Origin of the sequence: Anaerococcus senegalensis JC48 (assembly GCF_000321005.1) — a bacterium.
Taxonomy (GTDB): Bacteria; Bacillota; Clostridia; order Tissierellales; family Peptoniphilaceae; genus Anaerococcus; species Anaerococcus senegalensis.
This window is the reverse complement of record NZ_HE578907.1, coordinates 931,145-950,844: the sequence shown is the minus strand read 5'-3', so window position 1 is coordinate 950,844 and position 19,700 is coordinate 931,145. Positions and strand designations below refer to the sequence as shown.

Annotated in this window: 16 protein-coding genes and 1 pseudogene; 12 read left to right on the top strand and 5 right to left on the bottom strand. The window is 28.4% G+C overall.

Translation table 11 applies throughout. The features are described from left to right. Nucleotides 1-89 precede the first annotated feature (89 nt). Nucleotides 90-845 carry a sensor histidine kinase gene (locus ASHG_RS04785; RefSeq protein WP_167320522.1) on the bottom strand — a complete coding sequence of 252 codons (756 nt, stop codon included), beginning with the start codon at nucleotides 843-845 and terminating at the stop codon, nucleotides 90-92. 224 nt (nucleotides 846-1,069) lie between these two features. Beyond that, nucleotides 1,070-1,771, bottom strand: a complete 702-nt coding sequence (locus ASHG_RS04780; RefSeq protein WP_040397870.1) for a response regulator transcription factor — start codon at nucleotides 1,769-1,771, stop codon at nucleotides 1,070-1,072. 1,165 nt (nucleotides 1,772-2,936) lie between these two features. Between ASHG_RS04780 and tnpA the strand changes: the two are divergent. Then, nucleotides 2,937-3,399 (top strand): annotated as a pseudogene (tnpA, locus tag ASHG_RS04770) (IS200/IS605 family transposase). Between the two features lie 139 nt (nucleotides 3,400-3,538). Here the strand turns inward: tnpA and ASHG_RS04765 are convergent. From ASHG_RS04765 to ASHG_RS04755, 3 genes are read right to left on the bottom strand one after another with little or no spacing between them, the layout of a single operon-like run. Continuing rightward, on the bottom strand, nucleotides 3,539-4,231 hold the full coding sequence (locus ASHG_RS04765; protein ID WP_040397868.1) for an LrgB family protein: 693 nt from the start codon (nucleotides 4,229-4,231) through the stop codon (nucleotides 3,539-3,541). Then, nucleotides 4,221-4,574, bottom strand: coding sequence for a CidA/LrgA family protein (locus ASHG_RS04760; RefSeq protein ID WP_040397867.1), 354 nt, complete (start codon nucleotides 4,572-4,574; stop codon nucleotides 4,221-4,223). Before ASHG_RS04760 ends, ASHG_RS04765 begins: the two co-directional genes overlap by 11 nt. Before the next feature lies 1 nt (nucleotide 4,575). Continuing rightward, on the bottom strand, nucleotides 4,576-6,003 hold the full coding sequence (locus ASHG_RS04755; RefSeq protein WP_040397865.1) for an FAD-binding oxidoreductase: 1,428 nt from the start codon (nucleotides 6,001-6,003) through the stop codon (nucleotides 4,576-4,578). A gap of 532 nt (nucleotides 6,004-6,535) precedes the next feature. On the opposite strand from ASHG_RS04755, the gene ASHG_RS04750 reads away from it, so the two are divergent. From ASHG_RS04750 to murJ, 11 genes are all read left to right on the top strand, one after another. After that, entirely contained in the window at nucleotides 6,536-7,672 is a 1,137-nt protein-coding gene (locus ASHG_RS04750; RefSeq protein ID WP_040397864.1) for an acyl-CoA dehydrogenase, read from the top strand. 31 nt (nucleotides 7,673-7,703) lie between these two features. Next, nucleotides 7,704-8,516, top strand: a complete 813-nt coding sequence (locus ASHG_RS04745; protein ID WP_040397863.1) for an electron transfer flavoprotein subunit beta/FixA family protein — start codon at nucleotides 7,704-7,706, stop codon at nucleotides 8,514-8,516. Nucleotides 8,517-8,526: 10 nt separating this feature from the next. Beyond that, a complete protein-coding gene (locus tag ASHG_RS04740) occupies nucleotides 8,527-9,531 on the top strand; it encodes an electron transfer flavoprotein subunit alpha/FixB family protein (protein ID WP_040397862.1) in 1,005 nt (334 codons plus the stop codon). 148 nt (nucleotides 9,532-9,679) lie between these two features. Then, entirely contained in the window at nucleotides 9,680-11,017 is a 1,338-nt protein-coding gene (locus tag ASHG_RS04735) for an acetyl-CoA hydrolase/transferase C-terminal domain-containing protein (protein WP_040397861.1), read from the top strand. A gap of 112 nt (nucleotides 11,018-11,129) precedes the next feature. Next, nucleotides 11,130-11,972, top strand: a complete 843-nt coding sequence (locus ASHG_RS04730) for a 3-hydroxybutyryl-CoA dehydrogenase (protein WP_040397860.1) — start codon at nucleotides 11,130-11,132, stop codon at nucleotides 11,970-11,972. Nucleotides 11,973-12,076: 104 nt separating this feature from the next. Continuing rightward, complete coding sequence (ispE, locus tag ASHG_RS04725) at nucleotides 12,077-12,919, top strand: 4-(cytidine 5'-diphospho)-2-C-methyl-D-erythritol kinase (protein WP_040397859.1); 843 nt, start codon at nucleotides 12,077-12,079, stop codon at nucleotides 12,917-12,919. After that, nucleotides 12,912-13,661: a glutamate racemase gene (murI, locus tag ASHG_RS04720; RefSeq protein ID WP_040397858.1), complete on the top strand. Its 750-nt coding sequence runs from the start codon at nucleotides 12,912-12,914 to the stop codon at nucleotides 13,659-13,661. Before ispE ends, murI begins: the two co-directional genes overlap by 8 nt. A gap of 51 nt (nucleotides 13,662-13,712) precedes the next feature. Beyond that, nucleotides 13,713-14,618, top strand: a complete 906-nt coding sequence (locus ASHG_RS04715; RefSeq protein WP_040397857.1) for a Ppx/GppA phosphatase family protein — start codon at nucleotides 13,713-13,715, stop codon at nucleotides 14,616-14,618. A 2-nt stretch (nucleotides 14,619-14,620) separates the two neighbouring features. Then, nucleotides 14,621-16,786 (top strand): RNA degradosome polyphosphate kinase, encoded by a 2,166-nt coding sequence (locus tag ASHG_RS04710; protein WP_040397856.1) that lies wholly within the window; start codon nucleotides 14,621-14,623, stop codon nucleotides 16,784-16,786. 221 nt (nucleotides 16,787-17,007) lie between these two features. Further along, nucleotides 17,008-18,003, top strand: coding sequence for a M15 family metallopeptidase (locus ASHG_RS04705; protein WP_040397854.1), 996 nt, complete (start codon nucleotides 17,008-17,010; stop codon nucleotides 18,001-18,003). Between the two features lie 135 nt (nucleotides 18,004-18,138). After that, nucleotides 18,139-19,665 (top strand): murein biosynthesis integral membrane protein MurJ, encoded by a 1,527-nt coding sequence (gene murJ / locus ASHG_RS04700; protein WP_040397853.1) that lies wholly within the window; start codon nucleotides 18,139-18,141, stop codon nucleotides 19,663-19,665. Nucleotides 19,666-19,700 lie beyond the last annotated feature (35 nt).

Here is a 19,700-nt window from a genome sequence, read left to right as displayed (position 1 = left end):
TCACTCCTTTATTCATATATTAAAAGATTATTTTTGATTATAATATCGAGAAAAATAAAAAAAGATGACAGTTTTGTCACCTTTTCCTTTCAATCAAAATATATAGTAAATTTCGTTCCTTTTGACTGTTCAGACTCAACTTTAATCTTATGGCTTAATTGCTCTAAAATTTGTTTAACTAAATAAAGCCCTATACCCGAGGAGTTATTATTAGTACGTCCGTTTTTTCCAGTAAAATACAAATCAAATATACGAGGAATATCTTCTTTTATAATTCCTATACCTGTATCACTAATCTCTAAACAACACTTATTATCTATTTGCTTTATATTAAAAAGGATTTGATCTGTTGGATTAGAAAATTTTATAGCGTTATGGACTAATTGATCAATGATAAAATCTAACCATTTTTTATCGCTTAGCACAGTTGAGCTAGTATTTTCTATATGCACTTTAGGAAATACTTTGTTTTGAATAAATAATCGCTTATTTTGGTTGATTATTCTATTAATACTTTTACTTAAGTTTATGGGCTCAATTTTTAAGTCTCTATCTACTGCCTCTAGCCTTGCTAAGTTCAATATGTTGTTTAGTTGCTTATTTATTTGATCCAACTCAACTAATAGTTGCATGTTCTCTTCGTTATGCTTTCTGTTCTGCAACGCTAGATGTATTGAACTGATTGGAGATCTCATTTGGTGTACCCATTGAACAATATAAGTTCTCCACTCATTATTTTTATTTTTATAATTTTCAATTTCATTCAAGAATTGATTATAATTTTGATTTTCATGCTTAATAAAAGAATCAGTGAACAAATCAGTTCCTTGTAGCCTTTTTTTCATACTCCTTAAATTAGAAGACGGGATACTTAAAATTTTATACACTGTAGCTTTCTTGTAATAGCGTATGGTAAGAAATATAAGGAGAATGAATAAAGATAACAACAATATATAAATTATCAGTTGTGAACTAAGAGATTCTCCACCTAACCAAATTATAAGCAGTATAAATATAAAATTAATTACATATAATAAAACAAAACTCAAATGGTCTTTTATAAATAACTTCATCTACCATCTTCCTCTGACACTAATTGATATCCAAAAGTTCGAATTGTCCTTATGCCAATAGGCAATTGATTATCGTCTATTTTTCTTCTGATTCTTCTTATATTTACATTCAAGGTATTTTCCTCTACGAAATTATTTTCATCCCATACTTCAAAAAACAATTCATCTCTTGATACAGAGTTAGGGTATTCTTCAATCAATTTTTTGAGTATTTTCAGTTCTGTAATAGATAAATCAATTTGATTATCGCCAGCTAACAGCTGTTGCCTGTCCTTATCCAAGATAATATTGCCAACTTTTAATTGTTCATTTATAGTACTTGCCGATAATTCTCCAAATGCACGTCGAAGCAAACTATTAATTTTTGCGATTAAAAATTCGCTATCAAAAGGTTTGGTAATGTAATCATCTGCTCCATATTCCAGAGCCATAATTTGATCCATATTACTATCTCTTGAAGAAATTATCATAATAGGATTCGATGTTATTTTCCTGATTTTACGACACCAATAAAATCCATTATAGTAGGGTAAATTAATATCTAAAATTATTAAACTAGGCTTTGTGTCCACTACAATGTCTTCGATATTTTCAAAATCATCTAAAATGGAAGAACGGAAATTATATTTTTCTAATACATTCATAATACTTTTAGCTAAAGCAAAATCATCTTCTATTATCAATATGCTATATACCAAATTTTCACCTTCTTACTTTAAAATTCTTATAACAGTTATCTTTTAGCCTTCTCAAAATTTTGAATTTTTAATAAGTACTAATAAATTTACTTATTAACCATTATAACAGTTTCTATTACTTAATATATATTAATTATTCTACTTGTGCAAAACACCTCTTAAATTTAATATAAAAAAAACTAAATTTATAACTCATTTGGACAAATAGAAATCTCATATCTTAAGGATAAATTTACCAACATGGCTATAGATATAGATAGATACAAAGTAAAAAATAGCAATGATCCAAACCATGGAAATGTAACAGAATAAAAAGAATCAGAGTTGTAAGATTTTATAGAGTATTCAAAAATAATCCTTGGTATACTAGTGTATAAACTATTTGTTTCTATAGTTGATAGAACACTAAAAGAATCAAGTGAAAATAATAATGATGATAAAGAACTATTCTATATCTTTCTATAAAAAGAGGCAAGTCAAATAGATTGATAGAGGCAAAATGCAAAAGAACAGATGAAGGTTTTGTAGTATTAAAAAATAGTATGATAGAAATTATAGATTCTGTTGCCATTCCATAATCAATTAAAGAGCTGAGAAAGGAATGCATAAATAAAAATGAGATTATTGATGGTAGAATAAGCAAGAACTGTTTATTCAATAGTTCATCCATGCAGCTGCCTTTGTTTTAGAAACTAACGCAAATGGGAAAACGCATTGGAAAACTGAAAATGGTATAAGTTTAAAAGACTTAGAAGAAAATGAAATGAAGTAGTAATAACAGGTGCTAGACGATATGGGATTGCAATTTTATCTTTTTATATACCTTTTAATGGTTATAACAAGAAGGTGTGCATAACTCTAAAATAATGGTAACAAAATTCACGTATTAAATTGTATCCAAATAGAAAGAGTTTGAGATCCATCATAGAGGAACATATTAATACTCATCAATTCAATAATTATATTTAGACCTATTGATATTTTAAAGAAGAAATATCAATAGGCCTTATTGTCCACTTAAGTGAGTTGAGCGAACGAAAGAGAGCGAAACAAAAAAACACCTGCTATGCAGGTGGAGAGATTTAGCTTTAACTTCAAGTACCAAGAAACCTCCTTAAAGTATAATTGTGATAGTCATATGCACAATTAAATAAGGAAGGTATCCATGGATAAAAATGCTTTATCACATACAAGTTGGAGATGCAAATACCATATAGTATTTGCACCAAAATACAGAAGACAAGAAATATATATACAATTAAGAAAAGACATAGGCAGCATACTTCGAGAATTATGCTCAAGAAAAGGGATAAACAATAATAGAAGCAGAGTTATGTCCGGATCATATCCATATGCTGGTAGAAATACCACCAAAGTACTCAATATCACAAATAGTGGGATATTTAAAAGGAAAAAGTTCGCTGATAATATTCGATAGACACGCCAACTTAAAATACAAATATGGAAACAGACACTTTTGGTGTAGAGGATATTATGTAGATACAGTGGGAAGAAATGAAAAGAAAATAAAAGAATATATACAAAATCAATTAAAAGAAGATTATTACACTGACCAAATAAGTATAGAGGAATACTATGACCCGTTTACGGGAGAGGAAGTCAAATAAAAACAAATAAAAAAAATGCTTAAGCAGTAGTTGTGAAAGTGGTGCATGTAATAGAATACTCGACAGCCCCAATAGGGGCGTGCCAGTATTCGCGCCTTATAGGCGCTGTACAAACTACCATCTAAGCTGGTAGTTTTGATTAAATTATAAATTCAAAAAGTTTCATTGCTATAGGCATTATTATTACTGCTGTAATCCCAGCAACAGCTATTGATAAACCACTCATAGCTCCTTGGATTTCTCCCATAAGTCTTGCTTGGCTTGTGCCAACTGCATGAGAAGAAGTTCCAATTGCAACTCCTTGGGCAACTGGATCTTTTATTTTAAATATTTTCATTACAAGTGGTGCAAAAACAGCCCCACTTACTCCTCTTATTACAACTGCTATTGCAGTAAGTCCTATAATTCCTTGGTATTCATCAGAAAGAGAAATAGCTATTGCTGTAGTAACAGATTGAGGTAGTAAAGATGAAATCAAATTCTTATCTATTTGAAGCATTTTTGATAAAAACATTGCAATAATAAATGATAATATTGTTCCAAAACCTACACCAATAAAAATTGGGATTATATTTTTTTTCAAAGTCTCAATACTAGCATAAAGATCTAAAACCATAGCAACTGTGGCAGGAGCAATAAAAAAGGCTATGAAGTCACCTCCTTTTTTATAATACTCGTAGTCAATACCTGTTATAGATAAAAATCCTATAATTAAAAGTATAGCTATAAGAAGAGGATTTGCTAGGGGTGTTTTTAATTTTTGACTTATCCATTTACCAATTTCATAGGCTGCAAAGGATAAGATTATACCAAAATATTGATTATCTAGCATTTTTCCTCCTTTGTAAAAATTGTACAAGAAGGCCAGTAAGGGCCATGGTAATAATAGTTCCCAAAATAACTATAATTATTATTTGAAAAATATTACCCTTTATCAAATCAATATGAGCAAGAACTCCAACACCTGCAGGTACGAATAAAAAGGCTAAGTTTTTAAGTATTCCATCAGAAGTTTGTTTAATATCCTCACTTTTTATTATGTTAAAATGTAGGGCTATAAATAGATAAATCATTCCATAAACAGGTTCTGGTATAGGATAATTTATTATCTTTCTTGTTATAGCCCCTAAAAATAAGCATATACAAAGGACGACAAATTCCTTTAAATAGTTCATTTTATTCACCTAATAGTGCAATTACTTTGTCAGGATTCAAAATCATATTTGAATCAAATGCTTTTTTGATTCCTCTCATTATTTCTATATTTATATTACCTTCAAAACTCTTTAGGTATTTTTTCTTACCGTGACCTATTCCATGTTCACCAGAAATTTTTCCACCTAAATCATAAGCTTTTTTGTAGATTACATCCATAAACTTATCAACTTCATCTTTAAATTGATCAATCTTATCTTCTTCATTTGATAGGGTGTAGATGTGTAAGTTTCCATCTCCAGCATGACCGAATGATTTAACATCGAACATATAAGATTCGCTTTCAGAATTAACAAAATTAATATATTCAGCAATTTTTGTAACAGGAACAACAACATCACATTCATCTAAAAGTTTATTTTGAGTTTCAATTGCTTCAAGGAATGAGCTTCTTGCAGCCCAAGCATCTCTAATTGAATTTGGAGTATCAGCTACCAAAACATCAATAGCTCCATTATCAACTAAAACTTCAGCAGCTTGTTCAAGAGTATTATCAATTAGATCTTCATCATCTCCATCAAAAGTAATTAACAAATATGCTCCAACATCAATTCCTTCCATTTGTTTAGGGAAAGTTTCTTTTCCTATGTATTTTTCACTAGCTATAACTATATCTCTTTCCATAAATTCAATAGCTTGAGGATTTAAATTATTTTGGAATAATTTAGGAACTGTAGAAATGCAAGCATCCAAGTCTTCAAAAGGAACAATTAAAGAAACAGTATGTTTTGGATTTGGAACAATTTTTAAAGTAAGCTCAGTGATAATTCCAAGAGTTCCTTCACTTCCAACCATTAAATCTTTTAAAGAATAACCAGTAGAAGATTTTGAAACAATAGAACCAAAATTTGTAATCTCGCCAGTAGGAAGAACAACTTCCATTTTTCTAACATAATCACGAGTTGTACCATACTTAACTGCACGCATACCACCTGCATTTAATGAAACATTTCCACCAAGAGTAGCATTTTTTTCACCTGGATCTGGTGGATATAAATATCCCTTATCAAGGCATTCTTGAGCTAAAGTACTTAATAAAACACCAGGTTCAACTCTTACAACCAAGTTGTCTTCATCAAATTCCAAAATTTTATTCATAGATTGCATATTAATCATCACACCATTTTTAATAGCAACTCCAGCACCAGTTAAACCACTACCAGCACCTCTTGCAATCACAGGAATTTTATTCTCATTACAGATTTTCATAACTTCTGATACATCCTCTTTACAAGTCGCATCAACTAAAACATCTGGAATTCCTTGTCCGTAAATAGGCATTTCATCATGAAAGAAATCTTCATTAATTTCTTCACCTACATAAACTTTTCCATTAACTGATGATTTAATTTTTTCAATAATTTCATCATTAATTTTGTTGTAATTCATATTTCCTCCTAAAATTATAGAGATTAACAAAGTAAGCTAAGTTACTATGTTAAATTTCTATCTAAGTATATCATAAAATAAAACATAGGAAAAGCTTTCCTTAGAAACAAAAATAATATTATAAATAAATAATAAAAAAAATAATAAAAAATTCATATAAATTTAAATAAAATATAAAAATGATACTAGAAATTTCCTAATAAATTAGGTAATATTTAGGTAATATAAAGAAGAAATTTATTGATAAACATTTGACACTTGTTAAGTATATGATATATTAATATGTGAGTAAGTGTTCTTTTGAGAACATTTTCATTAAAAAATCTTATAAAAAATTTTTAAATTAAGATTATTTGAGTATAATTTCAAAAAAATTGGACTAAAGCTATAGGCTTGATAAAAAATTAGCTAAAAAGCTTGACAATTCTGGTCTCGATTGTTAATATAATAACATAGGCGGTTAAACGTGTTTCTAAATATTATTTTTAAAAATTTAAAGATAATAAATATGAAAAATTATTTAGGAGAAAATATGTATAAATTATCAGAAGATTATGAAGAAATGAAAGAAATGTTTCATGATTTTGCAGAAGGTGAAGTAAAACCTTTAGCTCAAAAAGTTGACGAAGAACACATGTTCCCAGAAGAAACTGTTGCTAAAATGCAAGAATTAGGTTTCTTTGGCATACCATTTGGAGAAGAATTTGGTGGACAAGGTGCTGACACACTTACATATGTACTTGCAGTAGAAGAAATTTCAAAATATTGTGCTTCAACAGGTGTTGTATTATCAGCTCACACATCATTATCAGCTGATTGTATTAATAAATTTGGTAATGACGAACAAAAGAAAAAATACTTAACACCACTTGCAAGTGGAGAAAAATTAGGAGCTTTTGGACTTACAGAACCAAACGCTGGTACTGATGCCTCAGGACAACAAACAACAGCAAAACTTGATGGAGATGAATATGTACTTAATGGTACAAAAATCTTTATAACAAATGGTGGATATGCTGATGTTTATGTAATATTTGCTATGACAGATAAGTCTAAAGGAAATCATGGAATTTCTGCATTTATAGTTGAAAAAGGAACAAAAGGATTTGATTTTGGTACACTTGAAAACAAAATGGGAATCAATGGTTCATCAACAATGGAATTAATTTTCCAAGATTGTAGAATACCAAAAGAAAATTTACTTGGAGAAGAGGGTAAAGGATTTAAAATTGCTATGGCTACTCTTGATGGAGGAAGAATAGGAATTGCAGCTCAAGCTTTAGGAATTGCAGAAGGTGCTTTAGAAAAAGCAGTTCAATATTCTAAAGAAAGAGAACAATTTGGACGTCCTTTAGCTAAATTCCAAAATACACAATTTAAATTAGCTGAAATGGCTATAGAAATTGAAGCAGCAAGACATTTAGTTTATAAAGCAGCAAGCTTAAAAGATGCTGGTGAAAATTATTCAGTTGCAGCAGCTATGGCTAAATTAAAAGCTTCAAGAACAGCATCATTTGTAGCTGATAGAGCAGTTCAAATTCTTGGTGGTTATGGATATATCAAAGAATATGATGTAGAAAGAATGATGAGAGATGCAAAAATTACAGAAATTTATGAAGGAACTTCAGAAGTTATGTTAATGGTTGTATCAGGAGCATTATTAAGATAATAAGTTAGATAGATAAATTTAGGAGGAATAAATGAATATTTTTGTATGTGCAAAACAAGTTCCAGATACTAATGAAATAACAATTGATCCTGTAACTAATACACTTGTCAGAAAAGGAGTACCAAGTATTTTAAATACTTATGATGCTTTTGCCCTTGAACAAGCTTTAAGAATAAAAGATAAGGATCCAGAAAATGTAAAAATTACTGTTATTTCAATGGGACCACCTCAAGCTGAATCAATGCTAAGAGATACACTTGCAGTTGGAGCTGACAAAGCTTACTTAGTTACAGATAGAAAATTTGGTGGATCTGATACACTTGCAACAAGTTATATAATCTCAGAAGCTATAAAAGAAGTAGCAAAAAGAGAAGGAGATTATGATTTAATTTTCTGTGGTCTTCAAGCTATAGATGGTGATACTGCACAAGTAGGACCAGAAATTGCTGAACACTTAGATCTTCCACAAGTAACTTATGGATATACTGCAGAATTAAATGATGAAGGAATCAAAGTTCTTAAAGAAGTTGAAGGTGGAGCTTTAAATATCCAAGCTAAACTTCCAGCTCTTGTAACATTCACAAAATACGGTGATGAAGAATTAAGATATCCAAAAATTAAAAATAAAATGAAAGCTAAAAAAGCTACTATAGAGCAAATCACTTTTGAAGAACTAAAAGAAAATATTGATGAAACAGCAATAGGACTTAAAGGTTCACCAACAAGAGTTAAAAAATCTTATACACCTGAACAAAAGCAATCTGGAGAAATATATAATGATGAAGATTCTAGTGTTGCTGTAGATAAGTTAATAAATGCTCTTGCAGATGAAAAACTTATTTAGGAGGATATAGATGACTGATAACAAAAATCTTTGGGTAATTGTAGAAACAAAAGAAGACGGATCAGCTGTAAATGTTGGACTTGAACTTATGAATCCAGGAAGAAAAATGGCTGATGCTATAGATGAAAAACTTTATGCAGTAATCATTGGATCAAATGTTGATAAGGCTAAAGATGAAGTAAAAGAATATGGTGTTGATGGAATAATCACAGTAGATAATGAAGTTTATAAAGATTATAATACTGAAGTTTATGCAGATGCTATAGATCAACTAGTTAAAAAACATAATCCAAATATAATCTTAATTGGAGCAACAAACCAAGGTAGAGATTTAGGACCAAGAGTTTCAGCAAGACTTCACACAGGACTTACAGCAGATTGTACAGAACTTGATATTGATGCTGAGAAAAAAGAAGTTAGATGGACAAGACCTGCATTTGGTGGAAACTTAATGGCTATGATTCTTTGCCCTGATCACAGACCACAAATGGGAACTGTAAGACCAGGAGTTTTCTCAAAAGAAGCTATAGGCGCAAAAGATGATATTGAAATAATTGATGAAGATATCAAATTTGAAGGAGAAGTTAGAACAAAAATCTTAGACTTTATCCCTAGAGATGAAGGAGATGATGTAGATTTAGTTGGAGCTGAATTTATTGTTTCTGGTGGACGTGGACTTGGAGATCCTAAAAACTTCTCACTTATAAAAGATTTGGCAGATGCTCTTGATGGTACAGTTGGATCAAGTCGTGCTGCTGTAGATGCTGGTTGGATTTCACATTCACACCAAGTAGGACAATCAGGAAAAACAGTTGGACCTAAGGTATATATAGCAATAGGAATCTCAGGAGCTATCCAACACTTAGCAGGTATCAATGCTGCAGACAAAGTAATAGCTATAAATAAAGATCCAGAAGCACCTATATTTGCAAGAGCTGATTATGGTATAGTTGGTGACTTATTTGAAGTAGTACCAAAACTTACAGAAGTAATCAACAGCAAAAAAGGAAAATAAATTAAATTAAATTTATAAATTTGGGTATATCATTATTAGTATCTCAAATTAAATTTAAGGATGAGATAAATCTCATCCTTAAATTTTTATTAAAAATTACAAATTTAATTTAATATTTCAAAATATTAAATAATAAACGGAGGATAATATGGACTATAGTAAGCTATACAAAGAAAAGCTAATAAGTGCAGAAGATGCAGCGAAACTTGTAAAAGATGGAGATTATTTAGATTATTCATGGGGGGTAGTTTCACCACATGATTTTGATGAGGCTTTAGCAAAAGAAATTACTAATTTAAATGACATCGTTGTCAGAGGTGGAGTAGAGCTTGAAAAATATAAAATATTTGATGCTGACCCTAAAAATGAACATTTCGTATATAATTCTTGGCATTCATTGGGTGTTATTAGAAAACTTGCTGGTGAGGGAAGGGCATTTTATTCCCCATTAAAATATTCAGAGCTTCCAAAATACTACAGAACATCTATAAGAAAACCAAATGTTTTTGTAACTCAAGCAACTCCAATGGATGAACATGGTTATTTCAATTTTGGTGTATCAGCATCACATCTTTATGCTGCAATAGAAAATTCTGATATAGTAATAATTGAAGTGAATAAAAATGTACCAAGAGGACTTGGTGGATATGAAAATTGTGTTCACATAAAAGAAGTTGATTATATTATTGAAGGATCAAATCCTGAAATGATAGCTTTGGGAAAACCACAACCAAGTGATTTAGACAAGGAAGTTGCAAAATTTGTAGTAGAAGAGCTTGTCGATGGAGCTTGTTTACAAATTGGAATTGGTGGACTTCCTACAGCTATTGGAAATGAAATAGCTAAGTCTGATTTGAAAGATTTAGGAGTTCATACAGAAATGTATGTGGATTCATTTGTAGAATTATCAAAAGCAGGGATTATTACTGGTAAAAAGAAAAATATTGATAGAGGAAGACAAGTTTATTCCTTTGCAGCGGGAAGCAAAGAATTATATGATTTTATAGATAATAATGAAGAACTTTGTGCAGCACCAGTAGATTATTGTAATGGTATTGAACAAATATCAGCTTTAGATAATTTTATGTCCATAAATTCAGCTCTTGAAGTTGATCTTAATGGTACAGTTTCTGCAGAAAGTTCAGGAATAAAACATATTTCAGGATCAGGTGGAGCTTTAGATTTTATGCTTGGTGCTTATAATTCTAAAGGTGGAAAATCTTTTGTAACTTTACACTCATCAAGAGTAGATAAAAAAGGTGTTAGACATTCAAATATCGTACCTACATTGATTTCAGGAACACAACCAACGGGCTGTAGGGCAAATACTCATTATATAGCAACAGAGTATGGTATGGTTAATTTAAAAGGTCAATCTTTATGGGAAAGAACTGAAAAATTAATTTCAATCGCCCATCCAGAATTTAGGGATGAATTAATAAAAGAAGCTGATAAAATGAGAATTTGGAGAAAATCCAATAAATAGTTAAAAAAAAGTCAATATTTCTTGAAAAGCTAGGAAAACAATGTTATAATATAAATATAAGTTATTAATTTAACAAACAAAAGGAAACTTTTAAAAAAACAAAGGAGTAAATATGAAAATTGGTGTAATTGGTTCAGGAATTATGGGTGGTGGAATTGTTGAAGTTGCAGCTAAATTCCATGAAGTAGTAGTTAGAGATATTAAAGATGAATTCTTAGAAAAAGCAAAAGCAAGAATTGAAAAAGATTATGCAAAGCAAGTATCTAAAGGAAGAATGGAAGAAGAAGCTAAAGAAAAAGCTATAAAAAATATTTCTTACACAACTGAAGTTAAAGATTTGGCTGACTGTGATGTAGTTATAGAAGCAGCAACAGAAAATCCAAAACTTAAAAAAGAAATTTTTAAAGAATTAGATGAAGTAGTTAAAGAAGGAGCAATCTTTGCTTCAAATACATCTTCACTTTCAATTACTGATATTGCAGCAAGTACAAATAGACCTGAAAATGTAATTGGAATGCACTTCTTTAATCCAGTTCCAGTAATGAAACTTGTAGAAGTTATTAGAGGACTTCACACAAGTGATGAAACAAATAAAAAAATATTCGAACTTGCAGAAGAATTTGGAAAACAACCAATAGAAGTAAAAGAAGGACCAGGATTTGTTGTAAATAGACTTCTAATTCCAATGATTAATGAAGGAATTGGCGTACTTTATGATGGACTTGCAAGTGTAGAAGATATTGATAAAGGAATGCAACTTGGAGCAAACCATCCAATGGGACCTCTTGCTTTAGCAGATTTAATTGGACTTGATACATGTCTTGCTATTATGGAAGTATTATTTAACGAATTTGGAGATAGCAAATATCGTCCAAACCCATTATTAAAACAAATGGTAAGAGCAGGAGATTTAGGAAGAAAAACTGGTAAAGGATTCTACGATTATTCTAAATAAAATCTAAAAAGATATTTTTAAATAATAACTAGCTATTATCTTGGTATATAGCTAGTTTTTTTATTTTTTTAAAATCCTTGTGTTATAATTATAATGAGGTAATTATGGAAAGAAAATGTTATGCAAAAATAAATCTTAGTTTGGATTCTCTTTTTAAAAGAGAGGATGGTTATCATGAAATTGATACTATTATGACTAGGATTTCTTTATTTGATAAATTGAAAATTGAAAAAAATAATATTAATGAAATTAGAATAAGAACTAATAGTAAGCTTCTATCTAAAGAAAATATTAAAGATAATTTAATTTATAAAGCTTGGAATATTTTAAAAGATAAGGTTAAATCTCCAGGAGTTGATGTTTATTTGGAAAAAAATATACCTATAGCAGCAGGTCTTGCTGGAGGTTCTACTAATTGTGCAGAAATGATTTTAGCTTTAAATGATCTTTGGAATTTAAAAATGGAAGATAAAGAAATTTTTGAAATTGGAAAAAGTTTAGGAGCTGATATTCCATTTTTCTTTTTGAAAAAATCTGCTAGAGCCCAAGGTATTGGCGAAATATTAAGTGAATTCAATATAAATTTGGATATGAAAATTCTTCTTGTAAATGATGGAACTGCAATTTCTTCAAATTTTGTTTATAAAAGACTTAAAGATTATGGAACAATTGACACAGAAAAAATTATTAAAGGATTAGAATCTGCTGATAAGAATATAGTAGATGATTTTTCAAATGTTATGGAAGATGTTGTTTATGAAAATTTCCCTCATTTACTCGATATTAAAAAAAGAATTGAAAATTTAGGAGCAAAGAAGGTATTATTAAGCGGAAGTGGAGCAAGTATTTTTGCTGTATTTTTTGACGAAAAAAAATTAAATAAGGTATATGACTCAATTAAAAATGATTATAAATTTGTTGAGAAGGTGGGTTTGATAGATGACTAATATTGGAGTTTTTGATTCTGGATTAGGCGGTCTTACTGTTTTAAAAGAGATAGCAAATAAACATAAGGCTAATTATTTTTATCTAGGTGATAATAAAAATGTACCATATGGAAACAGATCAAATGAAGAGATTATTGAGCTTTCTAAAAAAATAGTAGAATTTTTACTAAAAAAAGATATAGATTTCTTTATTGTAGCTTGTAATACAATTTCTGTTGTAGCTATTGAAAATCTTAGAAAAGAATTTGATAAAAAATTTATTTCCATAACAGATGAGGCAATAAAAGAAGCTTTAAATAATAAAGGTGATGTTTTTGTCATGGCTACAAAGGCTACTTGCAAAAATCATGCTTATAAAAATATAATTGAAAAAAAGTCTTCTAAGAAAGTATATGAAAAATCCTGTTCAAAACTTGTAGACTTTATTGAAGAAGGAATTGTAAGTGGGGAAGAAATTGAAAGAGAATTGAAAGATTATCTGAAATTTGCCAATGATAAAAAAATAGAAAATATAATTTTGGGCTGTACCCACTATCCTATTATAAAAGAAACAATTGAGAAAAATTTGACTTATAATGCAAATATAATTGATCCAGCAAAGATTTTGGCAAGAGATATTGTATTTGAAGAAGATGAAAATTTAAATATTGAAATATATATGACTGATGTAAATGAGATTTCACAAAAGATGACTAATAAAATAATGGGAGAAAATATAGAAATTAAAGAGCTTTATAAATAGATTTTACATAGATTTAACAAAAATTTTATAAAAACAGAAGGAGGAAATTATATGATATATGCAGTTATAGATATTGGATCAAATACTATTAGACTTTCAGTTTATAAAGAAAAGGAAGGAAAGATTTATAATCTTTTTAATGAGAAGGAAGGTGCAAGTTTAAGATCTTACATCAAAAATGGAAAACTTAATGAAAAAGGAATTGAAAGATTATTAGATACATTGAAAAATTTTAAACTTTTAATTAATAATTTTGATGATATTGATTTTGTTTATCCTTTTGCTACTGCAACTATAAGAGATTCTTCTAATAGAAGTGAAATTCTACAGAAAGTAAAAGATGAAATTGGATTTGATATTGAAATTTTATCAGGTGAAGAAGAATCAAAACTTTCTTTTTTAGGGGCAAATTCATCCTTGGATGTTACAAAGGGAGTTTTGACAGATGTTGGTGGTGGTTCTAGCGAAATTGTAATAATTGAGCAAGGAAAGGTTATAAAATCAACATCTCTTGATATTGGATCACTTTCTGCTTTTAATGATAATGTAGAATTTTTATTTCCAAATAAAGATGACAAAAAAAATATAGAAAAATCCATAGAAGATGAACTTATTGAAAGAAATTTTTACCAAGAAGATCATGATACTCTTTGTGGTGTTGGAGGTTCAGCAAGAGCTAGCTTAAAACTCTACAATGAATATTATAATTTAGGAAAAGATAATTTTACTATGGATAGAAAAAAACTTAAGGATATGCTCAAAGATTTAATGGATTATGAAAATAAAAAACTTTTAGATTTGATTCTTTCTGTAAAAGCTGATAGGGTTCATACTCTCATTCCTGGAATGATTATTTTAAATAAAATCTCCAAATATTTTAAGGTAGATAAAATTAATATTAGTCAAACTGGAGTTAGGGAAGGGTATGTTTACAAAAAAGTATTAGGAAAGGAATAAAAATGGATATATCTTTTACGCAAAATAGAGAATTATCTTGGTTGAAATTTAATGAGAGAGTTTTAGATGAGGCTGATGAAAAAGATGTAGAATTATTTGAAAGATTAAAATTTCTTTCAATATTTGATACAAATTTAGAAGAATTTTTTATGGTTAGAGTTGGATCTTTAGAAGATTTATCTAGATTAAAGAAAAAAGCTGTAGATAATAAGTCTAATATGACTCCAGAAGATCAACTTTTAGCTATAATGAAAGAATGTAAAAGATTATATCAAAAAAAAGATTCTGTTTATACTAGAATTATAAATGATTTTAAAAGTGAAGGAATAAGTATAGAAAAAGTTTCTAACCTAAATAATAAAGATTATGAAACAGTAAGATTTTTCTTTGATAATAAGATAGAACCAATTTTAAATTTTCAAGTTGTGGATAGGGTTAGGCCATTTCCTAGACTATCCAATCTTTCTATAAATGTAATTTTTAATCTTGTAAGACAAAGAGAAAATAAAAAAAATAAGAATTATTTTGGAATTATATATGTTCCAGATAAGATAGATAGGTACTTAAAGATTTCACAAACTACAATAGTTTTACTAGAAGATATTATAAAAGAATTTGGAGAAAATGTATTTGAAAATTACAAATGCGTTTCAAAACACATAATGTCAGTAACTAGAAATGCAGATATTTCTTATGATGACGATGATTATGATGTAGACCTTGATTATAGGTCTTATATGAAAGATGTATTAAAAAGAAGAAAAAGACTCCAACCTGTAAGACTCGAACTTGATGAAGAAGTTGAAGATGAAGTATTTGAATTATTATTAGAAAAATTACAACTTAAAAGAGAAAATGTATTTGTAACAAAATCACCAATGAGAGCTAAATTTGTTTTTGATATGTTGGAAGATATGCCAGAAGCATTGATAGAAAAATATTCTTATAAAAAATTCTCTCCTCAAAAATCACCTCTAATTGATGATGATATTTCTATGTTTGATCAAATAGAAAAAAAAGATTTGTTATTGTCATATCCATATGAAAGCATGGATCCTGTAATTAGATTATTAAATGAAGCAAGTAAAGATGAATCAGTAATTAGCATTAAAATTACTCTATATAGAATAGCAAAAGATTCTGAAATTGCAAAAGCTCTTATAAAAGCTGCAGAAAATGGTAAAGAAGTTTTTGTCTTGATGGAATTAAGAGCAAGATTTGATGAAAATAATAATATTATTTGGTCATCAAGATTAGAAAATGCGGGATGTAAAATTGTATATGGTTTTGATAATTATAAGTGTCATTCAAAAGTTTGCTTAATAACAAGAATAAAAGATGACAAAATTGCATACACAAGTCAAATTGCAACAGGTAATTATAATGAAAAAACTGCAAAACTTTATACAGATTTCTCATTTATGACAAGTAATGTAGAAATTGGAACAGATGTAAAAGAAGTTTTTGATAATATAATGATAGGGAATCTTGATGGATCTTATAAACATATTCTAGTATCGCCAAAACCAATGCAAGAAAAATTAGATGAATTAATTGATGAACAAATTAAAAGGCAAAAAGAATCTAAAAATGGTTACATTAGACTAAAGATGAATTCAATTTCTGATAGAGAGCTTATCGATAAATTATCACTTGCATCAAATCAAGGAGTAAAAATTGATTTATTGGTAAGAGGAATAACTTGTATTTTGCCAGGAATAAAAAACAGGACAGAAAATATAAGAATTCATCAAATAGTAGGTAGATTTTTAGAACACCATAGAGTTTATCAATTTGGAAAAGAAGATGACTGTAAAATATATATATCATCAGCAGATTTTATGACAAGAAATATTAGAAATAGGATGGAAGTTGCTTGTCCGATTTATCAAGACTCTATTAAAAAACAAATATTAGAATTTTTGGATATAATGTTTGCCGATGATGTTAAAACTAGAGTTATGAATCCAAAAGGTGAATATGAAAAGGTAAAAAATAAAAAAAATCTAATTGCCCAAGAAAAATTTATTCAAATGGCAATGGATAAGGCTTACCAAAAAAATATGAAAAATAATAGTCAAGTTATACCAAATCATATCGAAAATAAAGAAAATAAAAATGAAGAAAATAGAACTTTATTAGAAAAGATAAAAGAATTTTTCAAATAATTTTAAATCGCTAAAATATCTTAGCGATTTTTTTATTTTTTATTTGAAAAAAATCATATATACTATACATATTTTCTGTGTCTTGTGTTATAATGGAGTAAAGAAATTATTAAGACGTTTTTAAAATACTATAAATTGAAATATATTTATATTTTTGAAAACTATCCCACAGACGTAAATTTATTTATATTGAAATATATGTAAGGAAGAAAACTAAAAAAATGGCAAACAAAAGTATAAGAGATTTAAGACGTAAAAAATTAAGAGAGAAAAAAAGAAAAAGAAGAAAAAATTTAATTAAAGTAGGATTTTGTGCTCTATTAATTATAGGTGCATTTAAGATAGATTTTAGTAAGAAAGACGAAGAAGTTAAAATAAAAAAAACAATAGAAAATAGGTACGCTCAAGCAAGCAAAAAAGAAGAAATAGAAGAAGAAACACCTGGGGCAACACAAGTGGCAACAGCTATTGGATTTGAAGAACTTGTAATAAAAGATGATCAAAAACTTAATGATGATGGATACAGCGATATTATGAAATCATATGTAAAATCATTAAAAAGTCAATATTGTTATCAAGAACCATCAGATTATTCTAAAACTTCTTTAAGTATAGGAAGTAATCAATACATAGAATATTATGGTACAGAAAATTCTTTTTCAAAAATAAAAATAAATGACGATTTTTATTATGTTAATAAGTTTGGACTTAGAAAAGCTAGTGACGAAGAAAATGTAAATGTAGTAAAAGGAATAATCTTTGTAAATAAAGAAAATCCATTACCAAAAGATTTTAATCCAGGACTGGACTCAACAAGCAAAAAAGCCTTTGATACTATGTTAATTGATATGAATAGAGAAGGACTTAATGTAAAAATTGCATCAGATTTTAGAAAAGGCCAAAGTGAAACTAATTTACAAGATCAAAATAATCCAGATGCTGATGGAGCTTTTTTTAGTGAGCATCAAACAGGTACAAGTTTTGACTTTTTTACAAATGATGATAAATACTCAAATAAATTTGAGAACACAGATGAATATAAGTGGTTAAAAGAAAATGCCTATAAATATGGTTTTATTGAAAGATATAAAAAAGAAAAAGAAAATATAACTGGAATAAAACATAGACCATGGCATTTTAGATATGTTGGAGTAGAAAGTGCAAAGCAAATGTATGAAAATGATCTTTCGTTAGAAGAATATTTGAAAATAAAATAATAAATTGTAGCACAAGTGATAGCTTTATTTCTTGTGCTTATTTTTATTTAATAAGAAAATTTTTATTGATTTCAAAATTGAAAGCTAACTTATTAAAGATATAATAAGATTTATAATTTATAAAGAGAGGTAATTATGGGACAAACAGCATTTATGTTAATGCTTGTAACTATTCTTTCTAAAGTTTTTGGATTTTTGAGAGAATCTGTTATGGCGTATTATTATGGGGCAGGAGATATTGTAGCAATTTATGCAGTTGCGAATACCCTTCCCGTAGTAATAGCAAATTTTGTTGCATCGGGTATTATTTATGGATTTATTCCAATTTACACCAAAGCAAAAAATGAAGAAGGTGAAAAGGCAGCCGAAGAATTTACATCAAATATTTTTAATATTTTAATGGTGTTTTCACTAGGTGCAGTAATTTTTGGTTTTATATTTGCAGGTGCATTTTGTAAATTATTTTCTCCAGATCTAGAAGGAGAGCTTTTACAAACAGCTATTATATTTACTAGAATAATTATGTTTGCAATATTTGCATACCTATATTCAGCAGTATTTAGGGGATATTTAAATTTAAAAGGAAATTTTTTTATACCAGCAGTTACAGGTTTAATAATGAATGTTATTATAATTACTTTTACTGTGTTAAGTGGTATGGCAAAAAATCCATATTTACTTGCAATAGGTTGTTTACTAGGAAATGTTTTACAATATATAATGTTTCCAAAAGCAAATAGAGATCATGGTTATAAGCATTCAAATAAAATAGATATTCATAATAAATATATAAAAGCCCTTGTTATGATTGCAATTCCTGTTATTGTATCATCAGCTGCTGGAGAAATTTCTCTTACTGTTGATAATTCTATGGCATCATACTTTTTTGGAAATGCATCAATTTCATTTTTGAGATATTCAAAAACACTTTTGTCACTAATAACAGGAGTAATTACAGTTTCAGTTACAACTTCAATTTTTCCAACAATTTCTCATTTAGGACAAAGTGGAGATTTTGAAAATATGAAGAGTCATTTAAATTCTGCAATAGTTTCAACAATGCTTTTGGTAATTCCAGCTACAATAGGAATGATGTCGCTTGCAGTTCCCATAATAAAACTTGTTTATCAAAGAGGAGCTTTTGATAATAAATCAGTTATAATTACTGCATCAATGTTGATAGCTTATGCGCCTTTTGTAATTTTTCAATCATTTTCAGATGTAATTGACAAAGGATTTTATGCAGTAGGAGATTCAAAAACTCCCGTAATAATAGTTGTAATTCAACAAATAATTAATATTATATTTAATTTTATTTTTATAAACTTCTTTGGTATTGAAGGTTTAGCTTTATCAACAACAATATCTGCAGCGGCAGGTGCTTTGATGATGTTAGTAAAATTTAGAAAAAACTTTGGAAGAATAAATTTCAAATCTTCATTAAAATCATTAATAAAAATAACAATATTATCAATAATAATGGGGCTAATAGCTTGGAGCATATATTCAAATTTAAGTGTTAGAATCTCCTACCTACCAGCCTTATTTATTTCAATAATAGTTGCAGGAATTTTCTATTTAGTAGCAATAATACTTGCAAGAATTCCAGAAGTTATGCAAATGGTAAATCATTTGTATCATAAGATAAAAAAGAAAAAATAATAAGAAAAAATGACCTAGTTCAACTACTAGGTCAT